This window comes from Spiroplasma endosymbiont of 'Nebria riversi' (genome assembly GCF_018831625.1).
GTDB lineage: Bacteria > Bacillota_I > Bacilli_A > Mycoplasmatales > Nriv7 > Nriv7.
Genome location: NZ_CP065193.1, coordinates 151,591 through 168,344 on the forward strand (window position 1 = coordinate 151,591; position 16,754 = coordinate 168,344).

General features: G+C 25.0%; 30 protein-coding genes and 2 pseudogenes. 24 read left to right on the plus strand and 8 right to left on the minus strand.

The annotated features are described in order from the left end of the window. Positions 1-30 precede the first annotated feature (30 nt). From I5Q57_RS01130 to I5Q57_RS01140, 3 genes are all read right to left on the minus strand, one after another. Positions 31-222: a hypothetical protein gene (locus tag I5Q57_RS01130; RefSeq protein ID WP_215826419.1), complete on the minus strand. Its 192-nt coding sequence runs from the start codon at positions 220-222 to the stop codon at positions 31-33. Between the two features lie 24 nt (positions 223-246). Beyond that, positions 247-492 (minus strand): hypothetical protein, encoded by a 246-nt coding sequence (locus I5Q57_RS01135; RefSeq protein ID WP_215826420.1) that lies wholly within the window; start codon positions 490-492, stop codon positions 247-249. 165 nt (positions 493-657) lie between these two features. Continuing rightward, entirely contained in the window at positions 658-888 is a 231-nt protein-coding gene (locus I5Q57_RS01140) for a hypothetical protein (protein ID WP_215826421.1), read from the minus strand. A 222-nt stretch (positions 889-1,110) separates the two neighbouring features. Here I5Q57_RS01140 and I5Q57_RS09555 point away from each other — a divergent pair, with 222 nt between their 5' ends. The 12 genes and pseudogenes from I5Q57_RS09555 to I5Q57_RS01180 all read left to right on the plus strand — a co-directional run bounded on the left by I5Q57_RS09555 (position 1,111) and on the right by I5Q57_RS01180 (position 5,648). After that, complete coding sequence (locus I5Q57_RS09555; protein WP_256444897.1) at positions 1,111-1,242, plus strand: hypothetical protein; 132 nt, start codon at positions 1,111-1,113, stop codon at positions 1,240-1,242. 10 nt (positions 1,243-1,252) lie between these two features. Then, a pseudogene (locus I5Q57_RS10000) lies at positions 1,253-1,318 on the plus strand (hypothetical protein); the annotation flags it as partial. Between the two features lie 93 nt (positions 1,319-1,411). Then, a complete protein-coding gene (locus I5Q57_RS01145) occupies positions 1,412-2,068 on the plus strand; it encodes a transposase (protein WP_215826422.1) in 657 nt (218 codons plus the stop codon). Positions 2,069-2,301: 233 nt separating this feature from the next. Further along, positions 2,302-2,532, plus strand: coding sequence for a hypothetical protein (locus I5Q57_RS01150; RefSeq protein WP_215826423.1), 231 nt, complete (start codon positions 2,302-2,304; stop codon positions 2,530-2,532). Between the two features lie 165 nt (positions 2,533-2,697). Beyond that, positions 2,698-2,826, plus strand: a complete 129-nt coding sequence (locus I5Q57_RS09560; protein WP_256444898.1) for a hypothetical protein — start codon at positions 2,698-2,700, stop codon at positions 2,824-2,826. A 142-nt stretch (positions 2,827-2,968) separates the two neighbouring features. Beyond that, positions 2,969-3,250: a hypothetical protein gene (locus I5Q57_RS01155; protein WP_215826424.1), complete on the plus strand. Its 282-nt coding sequence runs from the start codon at positions 2,969-2,971 to the stop codon at positions 3,248-3,250. 80 nt (positions 3,251-3,330) lie between these two features. After that, positions 3,331-3,642: an IS1/IS1595 family N-terminal zinc-binding domain-containing protein gene (locus I5Q57_RS01160; protein ID WP_215826425.1), complete on the plus strand. Its 312-nt coding sequence runs from the start codon at positions 3,331-3,333 to the stop codon at positions 3,640-3,642. A gap of 6 nt (positions 3,643-3,648) precedes the next feature. Continuing rightward, positions 3,649-4,290 (plus strand): transposase, encoded by a 642-nt coding sequence (locus I5Q57_RS01165; protein WP_215826426.1) that lies wholly within the window; start codon positions 3,649-3,651, stop codon positions 4,288-4,290. 198 nt (positions 4,291-4,488) lie between these two features. Next, a complete protein-coding gene (locus tag I5Q57_RS01170) occupies positions 4,489-5,109 on the plus strand; it encodes a hypothetical protein (RefSeq protein ID WP_215826427.1) in 621 nt (206 codons plus the stop codon). A gap of 3 nt (positions 5,110-5,112) precedes the next feature. After that, positions 5,113-5,247: a hypothetical protein gene (locus I5Q57_RS09565; protein WP_256444899.1), complete on the plus strand. Its 135-nt coding sequence runs from the start codon at positions 5,113-5,115 to the stop codon at positions 5,245-5,247. 6 nt (positions 5,248-5,253) lie between these two features. Continuing rightward, positions 5,254-5,397: a hypothetical protein gene (locus tag I5Q57_RS01175; protein ID WP_215826428.1), complete on the plus strand. Its 144-nt coding sequence runs from the start codon at positions 5,254-5,256 to the stop codon at positions 5,395-5,397. 2 nt (positions 5,398-5,399) lie between these two features. Continuing rightward, positions 5,400-5,648, plus strand: a complete 249-nt coding sequence (locus I5Q57_RS01180) for a hypothetical protein (RefSeq protein WP_215826429.1) — start codon at positions 5,400-5,402, stop codon at positions 5,646-5,648. 41 nt (positions 5,649-5,689) lie between these two features. Here I5Q57_RS01180 and I5Q57_RS01185 read toward each other — a convergent pair whose 3' ends face one another. The 5 genes from I5Q57_RS01185 to I5Q57_RS01205 form a co-directional block, all read right to left on the minus strand. Continuing rightward, positions 5,690-6,010, minus strand: a complete 321-nt coding sequence (locus I5Q57_RS01185; RefSeq protein WP_215826430.1) for a hypothetical protein — start codon at positions 6,008-6,010, stop codon at positions 5,690-5,692. A 125-nt stretch (positions 6,011-6,135) separates the two neighbouring features. After that, entirely contained in the window at positions 6,136-6,372 is a 237-nt protein-coding gene (locus I5Q57_RS01190) for a hypothetical protein (protein WP_215826431.1), read from the minus strand. 133 nt (positions 6,373-6,505) lie between these two features. After that, entirely contained in the window at positions 6,506-7,468 is a 963-nt protein-coding gene (locus tag I5Q57_RS01195) for an IS1/IS1595 family N-terminal zinc-binding domain-containing protein (protein WP_215826432.1), read from the minus strand. A gap of 80 nt (positions 7,469-7,548) precedes the next feature. Further along, positions 7,549-8,463, minus strand: a complete 915-nt coding sequence (locus I5Q57_RS01200; protein ID WP_215826433.1) for an energy-coupling factor transporter transmembrane component T family protein — start codon at positions 8,461-8,463, stop codon at positions 7,549-7,551. A gap of 257 nt (positions 8,464-8,720) precedes the next feature. After that, positions 8,721-9,413 (minus strand): hypothetical protein, encoded by a 693-nt coding sequence (locus I5Q57_RS01205; protein WP_215826434.1) that lies wholly within the window; start codon positions 9,411-9,413, stop codon positions 8,721-8,723. Between the two features lie 541 nt (positions 9,414-9,954). On the opposite strand from I5Q57_RS01205, the gene I5Q57_RS01210 reads away from it, so the two are divergent. From I5Q57_RS01210 to I5Q57_RS09275, 12 genes and pseudogenes are all read left to right on the plus strand, one after another. Continuing rightward, positions 9,955-10,236, plus strand: coding sequence for a hypothetical protein (locus I5Q57_RS01210; protein ID WP_215826435.1), 282 nt, complete (start codon positions 9,955-9,957; stop codon positions 10,234-10,236). Positions 10,237-10,283: 47 nt separating this feature from the next. Next, entirely contained in the window at positions 10,284-10,505 is a 222-nt protein-coding gene (locus I5Q57_RS01215) for a hypothetical protein (RefSeq protein ID WP_215826436.1), read from the plus strand. A gap of 164 nt (positions 10,506-10,669) precedes the next feature. After that, positions 10,670-10,900 carry a hypothetical protein gene (locus tag I5Q57_RS01220; RefSeq protein ID WP_215826437.1) on the plus strand — a complete coding sequence of 77 codons (231 nt, stop codon included), beginning with the start codon at positions 10,670-10,672 and terminating at the stop codon, positions 10,898-10,900. 165 nt (positions 10,901-11,065) lie between these two features. Then, positions 11,066-11,311, plus strand: a complete 246-nt coding sequence (locus I5Q57_RS01225; RefSeq protein WP_215826438.1) for a hypothetical protein — start codon at positions 11,066-11,068, stop codon at positions 11,309-11,311. A 24-nt stretch (positions 11,312-11,335) separates the two neighbouring features. Further along, positions 11,336-11,935: a hypothetical protein gene (locus I5Q57_RS01230; RefSeq protein WP_215826439.1), complete on the plus strand. Its 600-nt coding sequence runs from the start codon at positions 11,336-11,338 to the stop codon at positions 11,933-11,935. Further along, the gene (locus I5Q57_RS01235) at positions 11,869-12,318 is read left to right on the plus strand and encodes a hypothetical protein (RefSeq protein WP_215826440.1); all 450 of its coding nucleotides are present in this window, start codon (positions 11,869-11,871) and stop codon (positions 12,316-12,318) included. Before I5Q57_RS01230 ends, I5Q57_RS01235 begins: the two co-directional genes overlap by 67 nt. Before the next feature lie 6 nt (positions 12,319-12,324). Then, the gene (locus tag I5Q57_RS01240; RefSeq protein WP_215826441.1) at positions 12,325-12,609 is read left to right on the plus strand and encodes a hypothetical protein; all 285 of its coding nucleotides are present in this window, start codon (positions 12,325-12,327) and stop codon (positions 12,607-12,609) included. Between the two features lie 2 nt (positions 12,610-12,611). Continuing rightward, positions 12,612-12,851 carry a hypothetical protein gene (locus I5Q57_RS01245; protein ID WP_215826442.1) on the plus strand — a complete coding sequence of 80 codons (240 nt, stop codon included), beginning with the start codon at positions 12,612-12,614 and terminating at the stop codon, positions 12,849-12,851. Between the two features lie 32 nt (positions 12,852-12,883). After that, positions 12,884-13,276, plus strand: a complete 393-nt coding sequence (locus I5Q57_RS01250; RefSeq protein ID WP_215826443.1) for a hypothetical protein — start codon at positions 12,884-12,886, stop codon at positions 13,274-13,276. A 564-nt stretch (positions 13,277-13,840) separates the two neighbouring features. Next, positions 13,841-14,800, plus strand: a complete 960-nt coding sequence (locus tag I5Q57_RS01255; protein ID WP_215826444.1) for an IS1/IS1595 family N-terminal zinc-binding domain-containing protein — start codon at positions 13,841-13,843, stop codon at positions 14,798-14,800. A 217-nt stretch (positions 14,801-15,017) separates the two neighbouring features. Next, a complete protein-coding gene (locus tag I5Q57_RS01260; protein WP_215826445.1) occupies positions 15,018-16,412 on the plus strand; it encodes a hypothetical protein in 1,395 nt (464 codons plus the stop codon). Further along, positions 16,408-16,668, plus strand: a pseudogene (locus I5Q57_RS09275) (IS3 family transposase); the annotation flags it as partial. The gene I5Q57_RS01260 and the pseudogene I5Q57_RS09275, both read left to right, overlap by 5 nt. Positions 16,669-16,754: the final 86 nt, after the last annotated feature.

Below are 16,754 nucleotides of genomic sequence, written 5' to 3' on the forward strand. Positions count from 1 at the left end.
ATTTTTTAAGAAATTAATAACTTTGTTAATTTATGTTAAATTACTGATTTTAAAAAGAAAAATTAAAATACAACCTGCTAAAAATAAATAGCTTACAATGTTTTTAAAATAACCGTTGTAAATATATCAAATTGCTCCGCAATGTCATAAAATTAAAAATGAGGTGCGATTCAATTCAATAAAATGGTTATTTTTTTCTATTACTCATTTGCAAAATTTCATCTTGCACCTCACTTTATTTTTTTGTTAGCATACTGCTCCAAGTAATTTTTCAAACATTTTAAAGCAAATAAAGAATATTGCCAAAATAAATGGAAAAATGAAGATTCAGTAGTCAGCAAAGAAGTTACCGACTTGTGGCATATTAACAGCAATAATATCTCACATTTTAGTAAAAGCCGTTATAATTGCATTTCATAATTTAGTCATCGCGTCACTAGCTGTTATTTTTTCTACTGTTGCAGGTGCCTCGGTCAAGAAAGTTCCAAACATATAATCACCCCCTTTCTTTTTGAAACATTAATCATTTATATTCAAAGTTTTTCTTAAATTTGTTACAACCACGATTAACCTTAACACGATTATATTTTTTCCTAATTAATTTTGAATTTCTTTGGGAATGCATCACAATGTAACTTCTTGACATTAACTTTTTCCCTATCTAAATACTGATATGGTTTTCCAAAGGAGCATTAGAATAAATCACACCATAATCGCTGTTAAGAATCAAAAAGCAATGTTTGCCATTAAAAGTCAAAGCGTTTCTTGAGTTAAATCAATTTCTTTATCACCACTAATATGAGACGGAATAGTTGTAATTTGAATAAATAAATCTCAGAAAGTTTGTTTAATTTGTTCTCAATTAAATTCTTTTAAGTTTATTGTCATTTTTTATCTCCCAAAAATCATTTTTATTGGTAAATACATAATTGAAATTAATGCGAAAAGAAAAGTAATGATAATAATTAATCCGGCAATAAACGCAACCTGTGCAGGCATTTTTTCTATCGGAGCAAACAGTTTTTTTTTAATTTTGTAGAAAACTCTTGATATTTATTGAATATACTTAATTTTAGGTATATTTTTATATGACAGAGGTGGATAATAATTATGGAAAAAATAATTCAAGAACTAGTAAATACTTTAACAGATGATCAATTTTTAGAATTTTATGAAAAAGTCAAACAACAAGCAGAATTAATAAAAAAAAAAACGTTTAAATGAAATTGATCAAAAATTTAGAGCACAAGTTATTAAATTCCCTAAACGGGAATCTTACCATTGCGTTAAAAATGGACATAATTCAGAAGGAAAACAAAAATATTTATGTAAAAATTGCCGTGCAAGTTTTGACGCTTTTCGTAATCATTTTATTTATTGAAGTCATTTAAATTATGAACAATGAAATTTATTGATTAAAATTTCATTGCTGGGGCAATCTAGTAAAACAATTTCTCGTTTTATTAAAAATACATTAAAAACTGCTTTATATAATCGTCAAAAATTAATGAAATCAAAACAATTAGAAAATACCCAATTAAAATTTAAAAAATTATCTGGTAAAATCCAAATCGATGAAACATTTATTAAAGAAATTCATAAAGGAAATTTCAAACATAAAACTGATCCACGAAGAATTCACCTTGACCCATTTGTAAATAATACTAAATGTTGTATTCAAATAGCAGTTGATAATAATAACAATATTTATTTTAAATCCACAAAAACCAAACGTTTACAAAAACAATGATTTATTGAAAATATGAACAAAGAATTAATTAACCAAAATTCAATTATTACTTCTGATATGCAAAAATTATATTTTTTAGTAGCAAAACAAACAAATTCTACTTTATGTGTAACTAAAACAACAATTAATCCTGAATCTAGTTATCGTAACTTAAATAAAATCAGTAAATTACAATCTAGTCTTAAAGAAGCCTTAATTCATTATCATGGTTTAGGTTTTACTAATATTCAAAATTATTTAAATCTCTGAAAATGAAAATACCAACATAAGGGTTTAACTCCAAACCAACAAACAGCGGTATTATATTTTAATGTATAAAAAATTAAATTAAAAATAGTAATTTTACATAAAAGCCTTTTAAACTTATCAAGTTGATGATTTTTTTATTTTATCAAGAGTTTTCGACAAAATTAAAAAAAATGTTTGTTCCGATAGAAAAAATGCCTGCACAGGTTGCTTTTATTGCCGGATTAATTATTATCATTACTTTTCTTTTCGCGTTAATTTCAATTATGTATTTACCAATAAAAATGATTTTTGGGAGATAAAAAATGACGGTAAATTTAAAAGAATTTGATTGAGAACAAATTAAACAAACTTTCTGAGATTTATTTATTCAAATTACAACTATTCCGGCTCATATTAGTGGTGGCAAAGAAATTGATTTAACCCAAGAAACACTTTGGCTTTTAATAGCAAACATTGCTTTTTGATTATTGACAGCAATTATGGTGCGATTTATTCTAATGCTCCTTTGAAAAACCATATCGGTATTTAGATAGAAACAAAAGTAATGTCGCGAAGTTACATTTTGATGCATTCACAAAGAAATTCAAAATTAATTAAGAAAAAATACAATCGTGTTAAGGTTAATCGTGGTTTTAACAAATTTAAGAAAAACTTTGAATATAAATGATGAATGTTTTAAAAAGAAAGGAGGTGATTATATGATTGGAACTTTCTTGGCCGATGCACCAGCAACAGCAGAAAAAATAACAGCTTGTGATGCGATGACTAAATTATGAAATGCAATTATGACAGCGTTTACTAAAATGTGAGATTATTATTGCTGTTAATATGCCATAAGTTGGTAACTTCTTTGCTGATTACTGAATCTTCATTTTTCCATTTATTTTGGCAATATTCTTTATTTGCTTTAAAATGTTTGAAAAATTACTTGGAGCGGTATGCTAACAAAAAAATAAAGTGGGGTGCAAGATGAAATTTTGCAAATGAGTAATAGAAAAAAATAACCATTTTATTGAATTGAATCGCGCCTCATTTTTAATTTTATGACATTGCGGAGCAATTTGATACATTTACAACGGTTATTTTAAAAACATTGTAAGCTATTTATTTTTAGCAGGTTGTATTTTAATTTTCCTTTTTAAAATCGGCAATTTAACACAAATTAACAAAGTTATTAACTTCTTAAAAAACTCACCATTAAATATTGTTATTGGTTCATTAGGAACTGGAAAAACTGCTTTTCTATTTTAATTTTATAGAGAACTCTTGATATTTATTGAATATACTTAATTTTAGGTATATTTTTAATATGGTAGAGGTGGGTAATAATTATGGAAAAAATAATTCAAGAACTAGTAAATACTTTAACAGATGATCAATTTTTAGAATTTTATGAAAAAGTCAAACAACAAGCAGAATTAATAAAAAAACAAAAACGTTTAAATGAAATTGATCAAAAATTTAGATCACAAGGTATTGAACGCCCTAAATGTGAATCTTGCCATTGCGTTAAAAATGGACATAATTCAGAAGGAAAACAAAAATATTTATGTAAAAATTGCCGTGCAAGTTTTGACGCTTTTCGTAATCATTTTATTTATTGAAGTCATTTAAATTATGAACAATGAAATTTGAATCAATAAATTTCATTGCTGGGGCAATCTAGTAAAACAATTTCTCGTTTTATTAAAACTACATTAAAAACTGCTTGATATAATCGTCAAAAATTAATGAAATCAAAACAATTAGAAAATACTCAATTAAAATTTAAAAAATTATCTGGTAAAATCCAAATCGATGAAACATTTATTAAAGAAATTCATAAAGGAAATTTCAAACATAAAACTGATCCACGAAGAATTCACCTTGATCCATTCGCAACTAATACTAAATGCTGTATTCAAATGGCAGTTGATAATAATAACAATATTTATGTTAAATCCACAAACACCAAACGTTTACAAAAACAATGAGTTATTGAAAATATGAACAAAGAATTAATTAACCAAAATTCAATTATTACTTCTGATATGCAAAAATTATATTTTTTAGTAGCAAAACAAACAAATTCTACTTTATGTTTAACTAAAACAACAATTAATACTGAATCTAGTTATCGTAACTTAAATAAAATCAGTAAATTACAATCTAGTCTTAAAGAAGCCTTAATTCATTATCATGGTTTAGGTTTTACTAATATTCAAAATTATTTAAATCTCTGAAAATGAAAATACCAACATAAGGGTTTAACTCCAAACCAACAAACAGTGGTATTATATTTTAATGTATAAAAAATTAAAGTAAAAATAGTAATTTTACATAAAAGCCTTTTAAAATTATCAACTTGATGATTTTTTTTTATTTTATCAAGAGTTTTCGACAAAATTAAAGCTTTTCTAGTATACGCATCAAAATTATTAAAAAAGAAGAAATATCACATCGCATCAACCTTTCCATTACTAGAAACCCAAAAATTAAGTTTAGGACATATGGGATTTTTAGACTTTGATTATCCGGTATTACCAGACAAAACCTTACTGTTATGAGATGAAACGAACTTATTTTTAGAAGGAACGGATTGAGAAAAAAATAATACCAAAAACGAAGAAACCGGTATCCAAGAGTATTTTGCCTTAGCACGCCATTTCGGTCATATTGTGTTAGCTAGTGGCCAAAGAGATAAACATATTTGAGTTAAAGTTCGTGATATTGCCAATAATGTGATTGTGGGAATTCGTAAAAAACCCGTTAATATTTTTCGTCCCTACTTAAAAGTCATCTATGGCACATTTACGAGCATTGAAGAATATGAACGCTGACGAAACACCTTAATTGATGCTAAAAATAGTAAAAAGGGCCGCCGCATTAAATATCGTGATATTCCTGAACTTGATATTTATTTTTTTAAACTAAAAATTCCTTTATCAATACTTAATACTTATAATTCTTTTTACCTAGCGTTTTTAAGAGATTACTTAAATTCAAAAGTAAATCCTAACTATGAAGACAAATACTATAATGACACAGCAATTGATTTAGAAGACTTAGAATACTTAAAAATGGATAAATTTAGCAAATTTTTAAGAAAAATGAAAGAAAAGGAACAATAAAAAATGGAAAATCTCGCAAAAATGGCCGACTTTCTTGCCCAAATGCTTTATAAAGTTTTTGATTTAATTTGAAGTTTAGAAGTACCAGGAACGAATATTCAACTAATATTTCCTTTATTCTTAAAGCTTGCTGTATAATTAATTATGGCAATTATTCTTGGATATGGTAGTCAACGAGTTAATTTAGAAAAACAACGCCAATATGCTGTTAAAAATAAGGGCCGTTTAAGTGCGTGAGGAAAAGCTAAAAAACAAATAAAACCAATAAAAACAAAAAAAGGTAACTAACAATGTTTAAATTAATTATTATTTTTATCTTAATAACTGTTCTTGGGCTTTTAGCTGGTAGTCATTTTGAAACTTTAACGAACTATGTCAGTGAAGGTCTTGCCAATTTCCAAAAATTTATTACTAGCAATTTAACAATTTTAGAACTATTTAAACCAATGGCGCGAACATTTTCGCAACATCCAATTTTTACCATTCTTGGTGTCGCTTGTGTACTTATTGCTTTATTTATTGTAATTAAAGGACGATAAAAAATATGAAAATGGTATGGTAACCATTTTTTGGACACTTTTTATGTAGGCTGTCATTTTCTAAATTCAACAGGCGTTAAATAATTTTGAATATTAGTAAAACCTAAACCATGATAATGAATTAAGGCTTCTTTAAGACTAGATTGTAATTTACTGATTTTATTTAAGTTACGATAACTAGCTTCAGGATTAATTGTTGTTTTAGTTACACATAAAGTATAATTTGTTTGTTTTGCTACTAAAAAATATAATTTTTGCATATCAGAAGTAATAATTGAATTTTGGTTAATTAATTCTTTGTTCATATTTTCAATAAATGTTTTAATTTTTTCGAAAAATCTTGATAAAATAAAAAAAATCATCAACTTGATAATTTTAAAAGGCTTTTATGTAAAATTACTATTTTTACTTTAATTTTTTATACATTAAAATATAATACCGCTGTTTGTTGGTTTGGAGTTAAACCCTTATGTTGGCATTTTCATTTTTAGAGATTTAAATAATTTTGAATATTAGTAAAACCTAAACCATGATAATGAATTAAGGCTTCTTTAAGAATAGATTGTAATTTACTGATTTTATTTAAGTTACGATAACTAGCTTCAGGATTAATTTTTGTTTTAGTTACACATAAAGTAGAATTTGTTTGTTTTGCTACTAAAAAATATAATTTTTGCATATCAGAAGTAATAATTGAATTTTGGTTAATTAATTCTTTGTTCATATTTTCAATAACTCATTGTTTTTGTAAACGTTTGTTTTAATTTTGTTGAAAACTCTTGATAAAATAAAAAAAATCATCAACTTGATAATTTTAAAAGGCTTTTATGTAAAATTACTATTTTTACTTTAATTTTTTATACATTAAAATATAATACCGCTTTTTGTTGGTTTGGAGTTAAACCCTTATGTTGGTATTTTCATTTTCAGAGATTTAAATAATTTTGAATATTAGTAAAACCTAAACCATGATAATGAATTAAGGCTTCTTTAAGACTAGATTGTAATTTACTGATTTTATTTAAGTTACGATAACTAGCTTCAGGATTAATTGTTGTTTTAGTTACACATAAAGTAGAATTTGTTTGTTTTGCTACTAAAAAATATAATTTTTGCATATCAGAAGTAATAATTGAATTTTGGTTAATTAATTCTTTGTTCATATTTTCAATAACTCATTGTTTTTGTAAACGTTTGGTGTTTGTGGATTTAACATAAATATTGTTATTATTATCAACTGCCATTTGAATACAGCATTTATTATTAGTTGCGAATGGGTCAAGGTGAATTCTTCGTGGATCAGTTTTATGTTTGAAATTTCCTTTATGAATTTCTTTAATAAATGTTTCATCGATTTGGATTTTACCAGATAATTTTTTAAATTTTAATTGGGTATTTTCTAATTGTTTTGATTTCATTAATTTTTGACGATTATATCAAGCAGTTTTTAATGTAGTTTTAATAAAACGAGAAATTGTTTTACTAGATTGCCTCAGCAATGAAATTTGAATAAATAAATTTCATTGTTCATAATTTAAATGACTTCAATAAATAAAATGATTACGAAAAGCGTCAAAAATTGCATGGCAATTTTTACATAAATATTTTTGTTTTCCTTCTGAATTATGTCCATTTTTAACGCAATGGTAAGATTCACATTTAGGAAATTTAATACCCTGTGCTCTAAATTTTTGATCAATTTCATTTAAACGTTTTTGTTTTTTTTTTATTAATTCTGCTTGTTGTTTGACTTTTTCATAAAATTCTAAAAATTGATCATCTGTTAAAGTATTTACTAGTTCTTGAATTATTTTTTCCATAATTATTATCCACCTCTATCATATTAAAAATATACCTAAAATTAAGTATATTCAATAAATATCAAGATTTTTCTACAAAATTAAAAAATATATTTATCAAATATAAAAGTGATTGTTGTAATATTAAACATTAACATAAATGTTGATTTGAAAAATAAAAATATTATTAAGATAACAATTAAAGTTAACACGATTAAAAATAAACTTACATCTCATCACCGAATTTTATATTGATAATATCTTGTTCTTTTAATAGAATTTTTATACCCACGCGTATACATTGCTGTTCCTAAATTATCAGCACGGATAAAACTACTATTAAACATTGGAATAATAAAAGCTTTAATTATGGTTAACTTTTGTCATCAAGAACCGCTAATATCACTACCCCAACAAGCTTGGGCTAATAAATTAGTTTTAGCTCCTCTCATTAGCAATGATAAGGCATTAAGCGTAATAGTCAAGCCAATAGCGGCAGCATTAACTTTAATTTTACAATATTTTAACCGTTTTAAAAGGTTTTCTAAGCTATTAAGTAATACTTCTAATTTAGTCGTTCTTATTAACAATAATGACCGATTCATAACTAAATAAAGTTTACTAACAATATATAGTGATTTAAAAATTGTCTGATAAGAAAAATCAAAAATATTTCAACGAAATATTACACCTAATCGCATATCATTTACTGTTTCTAACATTCCACTATGAATTCGTTCTCTTCGTAATATTGCTTGAATTCATTGTAATTGTTCTTCTTTATTTCATTTTGTTAAAAAATCATATTCACTAATATTTAAGAACTTTATTGAAAAATAATTATTTTGATAACCTCACTTTAATAAATTAAACTGCTCATTAGCATCCGATAAAGAAATTTGAATAACAAAACTAGAAACGATTAATACTAATAAAAAAAGTAAACCCATTTTTCATAATGGTTTAATTAAGAAAAATAATGGTAATTGCGAACTAATAAATAATATTAAAAACATTATCATTAATACTAGTAACCCACTAAACTTAATTTTAAATAACGAATAATCATTAAAAGTAAAATAGCAATTAATTTAACTCGGGGATCTCAGTTATGAATTAAAGAATTTTTTGAATAATAATTAATGTTATTAATCATTAGTAATAACATTTCCCTTCCAAAAACTTTTCTTCGTTATTATAGTTATATGATAATTGATAAATTTCCTTATTTTTAAGTTCAGTGTCCATAACTCCATATGCACTTTTAATATTCTTAGTAAAAATAAACGGGCAAAGTATTTCCAGAATTAATTTTTTGTCATTTTCCAGCTTTTAAAGCTCATAAATCACCAATAAAGCGGCCATAATGTTTCTTGAATTTAGAACTAACATCATTAAAATAAAACTGATCTGGTGTTGTTATTATATTTTTATCAAAAATAATATTTTGTAATGTCTTATAATTTTCACCACAATTATTGATTCGTGCCTTAAAAATATTATTTTCATCATAAATAGCAACAATCCTACATTCATTAGGTGCTAAACTGTGATAAAAAGTAAAATAATCTTCACTAGTTAATATTCCTTGCTTAAACGCATAGTCATAACTATTATTTAACGATTTATCATTAGTTAAAATATTCTTAACATTTTGTGATCATTTTATAAATTGATGATTATTAAGCATTATTAACGATTTGATTACAAAAATACTTACTGAAAATGTTACTGTTAGAAAAGCACTAATAACATTAATATTATCTTTAATGTTAACTGATAAATAGTTTTGCGACATTAAACGCATATTAGCATTAAATAACTTATTTAAAGGATTAAACAGTCATAATGCCACTAAGAAATTAGTAACAAATCCCATTAATGCCATCGGTAATGCTGATATTAAACAACCAACGGCATATGTTAAATCAAAAAATAACAAATCACTAATAAAATATCAGAACATAATTAAAAAACTTAATGTTCCAAGAACAACACGGACGCATAAAGTTTTGTTAGGTAGGGGGGGGTTTGAATAAGTATTAAGACAGTCAGCAATGATTGTCTTTTTATTTTATAAGATGTTAAAATTTGTTTTTTGAAAATTAAATACAAGTGAGTTAATAATGTTGGTATGTATTAAAGCGCGATAAATTGCGGGTGGTCGCCATAACCAAAAGAAGTTTACCAGTTAATAGATAACACCCTATTAGCTATAGCAATTTGTTTCGTTTTGCAATAAAAAAATGAATGGGCGGATTTCCTAAAAATATACACGCTATTAAATTAGTTCCAAGGGCAGGATTGCGGACATTAAAGTGTAAAAATTTCTATATAGGGATGTATTAAGTTTAAAATTATTAAAATATTTATCTAATTAAAAAAACAAAATTTACTAACAAAGCTTGTTAAACACTTAAATCTGCGATATATAAGTGTTTAAAAAACTAAGTTAACTAAAACTTAGTTAATATAACTTATTTTATTTATAAGAAAGGTAATTTATTATGAAAAACATTGAAAACATTTTCTTAAATACTAAAAAATATCTCTTAAAAGAAACACAAAATGCAATTTTAATTAAAGCACCAAAAATTCCGTGATTTTATAAACAAATCGGTATTTGGTTTCCAAAACGATTTGTTTATAAAGGAAAATACGAAAATTCAATTTGCATTGGAATAATAAAAGATAGTAAATATCAAATAATTTCGATTAATCAAAAAGAAAAAGAAACCAAATTAATTAAGGGACAAGAATTATTAGGTTTTTTCATTGCCGAAAAATAAAACAATAAAAAAGATATAAATTATAACTATTTTAAAGGAGTTTAAAAATGAATATTGCGATTGGAATAATATTTATTATCATTTGCATAATGCTATTGGCATATTTTGCTTATAAAATTTATGCCAAAATAAAAATTAGAATTAAATATAAAAATGCCATTAAAAATAATACTGGTAATTTTACAAAAGACGAAAAAGTATTTATTGCTCGCTTTAAAGAATGAGTTAAAGCTCCTAATTCAAAAGAAAATAATGAGAATAAAAAATAATGTTTTGAGAAATTATTATGGAATTTTTAAAACTATTTGTTCCGATAGAAAAAATGCCTGCACAGGTTGCGTTTATTGCCGGATTAATTATTATCATTACTTTTCTTTTCGCATTAATTTCAATTATGTATTTACCAATAAAAATGATTTTTGGGAGATAAAAAATGACAATAAACTTAAAAGAATTTAATTGAGAACAAATTAAACAAACTTTCTGAGATTTATTTATTCAAATTACAACTATTCCGTCTCATATTAGTGGTGATAAAGAAATTGATTTAACTCAAGAAACGATTTGACTTTTAATGGCAAACATTGCTTTTTGATTCTTAACAGCTACTATGGTGTGATTTATTTTAATGCTACTTTGAAAAACCATATCAGTATTTAGATAGAGGCAAAATTAATGTCAAGAAGTTACATTGTGATGCATTCCCAAAGAAATTCAAAATTAATTAGGAAAAAATATAATTGTGTTAAGGTTAATTATGGTTTTAACAAATTTAAGAAAAACTTTGAATATAAATGATTAATGTTTCAAAAAGAAATGGGGTGATTATATGTTTGGAACTTTCTTGACCGAGGCACCTGCAACAGTAGAAAAAATAACAGCTAGTGACGCGATGACTAAATTATGAAATGCAATTATAACGGCTTTTACTAAAATGTGAGAAATTATTGCTGTTAACATGCCACAAGTCGGTAACTTCTTTGCTGACTACTGAATCTTCATTTTTCCATTTATTTTGGCAATATTCTTTATTTGCTTTAAAATGTTTGAAAAATTACTTGGAGCAGTACGCTAACAAAAAAATAAAGTGAGGTGCAAGATGAAATTTTGCAAATGAGTAATAGAAAAAAATAACCATTTTATTGAATTGAATCGCACCTCATTTTTAATTTTATGACATTGAGGAGCAATTTGATACGTTTACAACGGTTATTTAAAAAACATTGTGAGCTATTTATTTTTATCAGGTTGTATTTTAATTTTACTTTTTAAAATCAGTAATTTAACACAAATTAACAAAGTTATTAATTTTTTAAAAAATTCACCATTAAATATTGTTATTGGTTCATTAGGAACTGGAAAAACGGCTTTTCTAGCCTACGCATCAGAATTACTAAAAAAGAAAAAATATCATATCGCATCAACATTTCCATTACTAGAAACCCAAAAATTAAGCTTAGGGTATATGGGATTTTTAGACTTTGATTATCCGGTATTACCAGACAAAACCTTACTGTTATGAGATGAAACGAACTTATTTTTAGAAGGAACGGATTGAAAAAAAATAATACCAAAAACGAAGAAACCGGTATACAAGAATATTTTGCTCTGGCACGGCATTTTGGTCATATTGTGCTGGCCAGCGGTCAAAGAGATAAACATATTTGAGTTAAAGTTCGTGATATTGCCAATAATGTAATTGTGGAAATTCGCAAAAAACCCGTTAATATTTTTCGCCCCTACTTAAAAGTTGTCTATGGTACCTTTACGAGCATTGAACAATATGAACGCTGACGAAACACCTTAATTGATGCTAAAAATAGTAAAAAGGTTCGCCACATTAAATACCGTGATATTCCTGAACTTGATATTTATTTTTTTAAACTAAAAATTCCTTTACCAATACTTAACACTTACAATTCTTTTTACCTAGCATTTTTAAGAGATTACTTAAATTCAAAAGTAAATCCGGATTATGAAGACAAATACTATACTGACACAGCAATTGATTTAGAAGACTTAGAATATTTAAAAATGGATAAATTTAGCAAATTTTTAAGAAAAATGAAAGAAAAGGAATAATAAAAAATGGAAAATCTCGCAAAAATGGCCGATTTTCTCGCCCAAATGCTTTATAAAGTTTTTAATTTAATTTGAAGTCTTGAAGTGCCGGGAACAAATATTCAACTAATATTTCCTTTATTCTTAACGCGGGCTGTAGAATTTCTTATGGCAATTATTCTTGGAATTGGTAGTCAACAATTTAATTTAGAAAAACAACGCCAATATGCGGTTAAAAATAAAGGTCGTTTAAGTGCCTGAGGAAAAGCTAAAAAACAAATAAAACCAATAAAAACAAAACAAGGTAACTAAAAATGTTTAAACTAATTATTATTTTTATCTTAATAACTGTTCTTGGATTATTGGCTGGTAGTCATTTTGAAACTTTAACGAACTATATTAGCGGGGGGCTTGCCAATTTCCAAAAGTTTATTACTAGCAATTTAACAATTTTAGAACTATTTAAACCAATGGCGCGAACATTTTCGCAACATCCAATCTTCAACCATTCTCGGTGTTACTTTTGTACTTATTGCTTTATTTATTGTGATTAAAGGACGATAAAAAATATGAAAGGAGAGTTAAAATGAAAAAACTTTTAGTAAAATTATTTAAAAAAGATAATTCAAAAGAAAAAATGCCATTAAAATTAAAAATTAAAAATTCTTTTAAAAATCAGTGGTTAAAAATATTATTAAGTATCATTTTCATTTTTATAAGCTTATTACTTTGCGCATTAACAACAATCGATACTAAATGAATAACTGGAACAAGTAACGAATTTAATAATTTTATGAATAAACAGATGGTTGATTTCTTCGGCAAGTTCAATAGCGGTATTGTGATGGCAGGAATATTTGTTTTTTGATGAGGTGGAGCAATATATTTTGCAATTAAATTTGAAAAATTAATTCGCTTTATTATTCAAAAATTTAAAGCAAAAAGAGCCTTGAAAAATGAAATGAAACAAACTCATTAATTCTTTAAAAAAATATTGATGGATAATTTTGCCTTACATTTTTATGATTACTATCTTTTTCATTTCATTTTTAAAATTGGAAATTAATGATTTGAAATTATTATATGAAAAATTTGAAGCATTAATTTCACTTATGATACTAGGTTATTTAGATATGTGCATTACAATAGCAGTAGTTATAAACTGTATCATTGAGTGACTTATTAAAAAAATCAAAACTAAAAGAGCCTCAAAAAAAGAAATTATCTAATTTTTTAGACATTTTATTAAAAAAACCTTTTTTTAATATAAATAACCTAATAATAGCTAATTGGTATAGCAATTAAAACTTGTATAAAAATTCACAACTCATTGCCCAATAATATATTTCATTTTAAATCTGAAATTTTCATTACTAAATCTAGTAATAACGCAAAATTGTATAAAATATATATTACTTTATTTTCAATTGCAGGAATTTCAGTTAATAACATTATTCTTTTAATTTTGTAGAAAACTCTTGATATTTATTGAATATACTTAATTTTAGGTATATTTTTAATATGATAGAGGTGGATAATAATTATGGAGAAAATAATTCAAGAACTAGTAAATACTTTAACAGATGATCAATTTTTAGAATTTTATGAAAAAGTCAAACAACAAGCAGAATTAATAAAAAAACAAAAACGTTTAAATGAAATTGATCAAAAATTTAGAGCACAAGGTATTAAACGCCCTAAATGTGAATCTTGCCATTGCTTTAAAAATGGACATAATTCAGAAGGAAAACAAAAATATTTATGTAAAAATTGCCGTGCAAGTTTTGACGCTTTTCATAATCATTTTATTTATTGAAGTCATTTAAATTATGAACAATGAAATTTATTGATTCAAATTTCATTGCTGGGGCAATCTAGTAAAACAATTTCTCGTTTTATTAAAACTACATTAAAAACTGCTTGATATAATCGTCAAAAATTAATGAAATCAAAACAATTAGAAAATACCCAATTAAAATTTAAAAAATTATCTGGTAAAATCAAAATCGATGAAACATTTATTAAAGAAATTCATAAAGGAAATTTCAAACATAAAACTGATTCACAAAGAATTCGCCTTGACCCATTCGCAACTAATACTAAATGCTGTATTCAAATGGCAGTTGATAATAATAACAATATTTATGTTAAATCCACAAACACCAAACGTTTACAAAAACAATGAGTTATTGAAAATATGAACAAAAAATTAATTAACCAAAATTCAATTATTACTTCTGATATGCAAAAATTATATTTTTTAGTAGCAAAACAAACAAATTCTACTTTATGTGTAACTAAAACAATAATTAATCCTGAAGCTAGTTATCGTAACTTAAATAAAATCAGTAAATTACAATCTAGCCTTAAAGAAGCCTTAATTCATTATCATGGTTTAGGTTTTACTAATATTCAAAATTATTTAAATCTCTGAAAATGAAAATACCAACATAAGGGTTTAACTCCAAACCAACAAACAGCGGTATTATATTTTAATGTATAAAAAATTAAAGTAAAAATAGTAATTTTACATAAAAGCCTTTTAAAATTATCAAGTTGATGATTTTTTTTATTTTATCAAGAGTTTTCTGCAAAATTAAAACAATATTTTGATGATAAAAGCCAAAATAGTACATTCACTTTCTATTAATTTATTTAATAAGTCTTGACATCTAAAAATATTATAACCACAAAAAATAATAAAAAAAGGAGTGATAAAAATGTTTATGAAAATATTTACCGTGCTAACTATTATTTTCAATAACATTTTTACTATTCCCCAAAACATTAACAACGACAAAGCAACATCACAATCACTAATTAGAAATAAAATACAAAGTAATAAAGTTTATGATTTTGAAATCAGAAATCTAGAAAAAGTGAGGTTTTGAATTTCGAATTCAACAAATAATATTACACAAGTTCAAATAAATAAAATAGATAATAACAATCTAAATGAAAAATTACCAGAATTAATAAATTTAGAAAACCTTAGTTTCTTATTTACACAAAAATTACAAAATAATCAGAGCAAACAAGATAAGATTAGACAACTAATAAATACAGACGGCCAAGAAACCGCCATGCGAAATACATGAGTAATTAATAAAAAAATAACAATTAAAGCACAAGGTACAAATTTAGATGACTTCAAATATGATAGTTCAGGAAATATTAGTCCTGCTTATGATGATAATAAAATAGATTACATATTAAGAAGTACAAATAATTTTAAAATTGAAATTGAAAAAGATAGTACTGACATTGACTTGCCAACAACAACCATTAAATTTGATGGAAATCATAACTATAGCGATGTCATTGACAATCTTGATTATTTAATGATTCACCGCGGTGATTTTGACAAATTCAATTATTCTTATTTATATTGAACACCAGTGTTTAATTTCATTGACACCTTAGAAAAAGGTTATTACAAAGAATTTACCATTAAAAATCACGGTTTTAAAAACGAAAGTTATTTTTATCACAAAACTTCTAATAGTAAAGATGAAATTAATAATAATGTTTTAAAAATTAAAGCTTTTAACAAAACCTTAATCGCGGGTAATAACTATTTACAATTACTACACGGTAAAACCGAAATCTGAAAATATAACACTAAAAGAGCTAATGATTATTACCTAATTAAGTACCTTTTTGGAACACTAAATTATCTCAATGTTAAATTTAGTTTTTTACGCTACGACCCCGAATTAAGGAATGACATTTACCTTTATTTTAAAAACAACATTTCTAGTATTAACAATAACGATTACAAAAATGTTTTTAACGAAATCCATGAAATTCTCGGAAATTTCTTTGCTAGTTTATTTTACGCTACTTTTGACATGGACGAAAAAACTCATACCGAAATTGATTTTAAAGGAGTGGACAACTATAACAAAGATTACTTTATTCAAATTGGTTTCTTTTATCGCTCGTTAATTACTTTTTATCCCAAAAAATACTTAATCAATGTTACTGGTAATTCGGAATTACTACTAAGAAGCTATTTCTTTACTTTTGATAAAAAAACGCATCAAGAAAATTATAATGCTTGGATAGGTTACAATAAGTTGGACCATATTTATCTGGACTTTCAAATAAAATAAAATTATTGATGAAATTTTAAGCACTTTTAAAATTAAAATATCATTAAGCAATAAGGGGTATCCTTATGATAATGCTGTTGCTGAAGCAACTTACAAAACCTTTAAAACGGAATTTATTGAGGGTAAAAAATTTGAAAATTTAACATAATTAAAATACGAATTATTTGATTTTGTTAATTGATATAACAACATTCGAATTCACGGCAGCCTAAATTATTTAACGCCTGTTGAATTTAGAAAACAACGGTCTACATAAAAAGTGTCCAAAAAAGGGTTGCCATACCATCCTGTAATTATTCCAAAAACCACACCAATCAAAAAATTAATTTTTTTCAACAATCA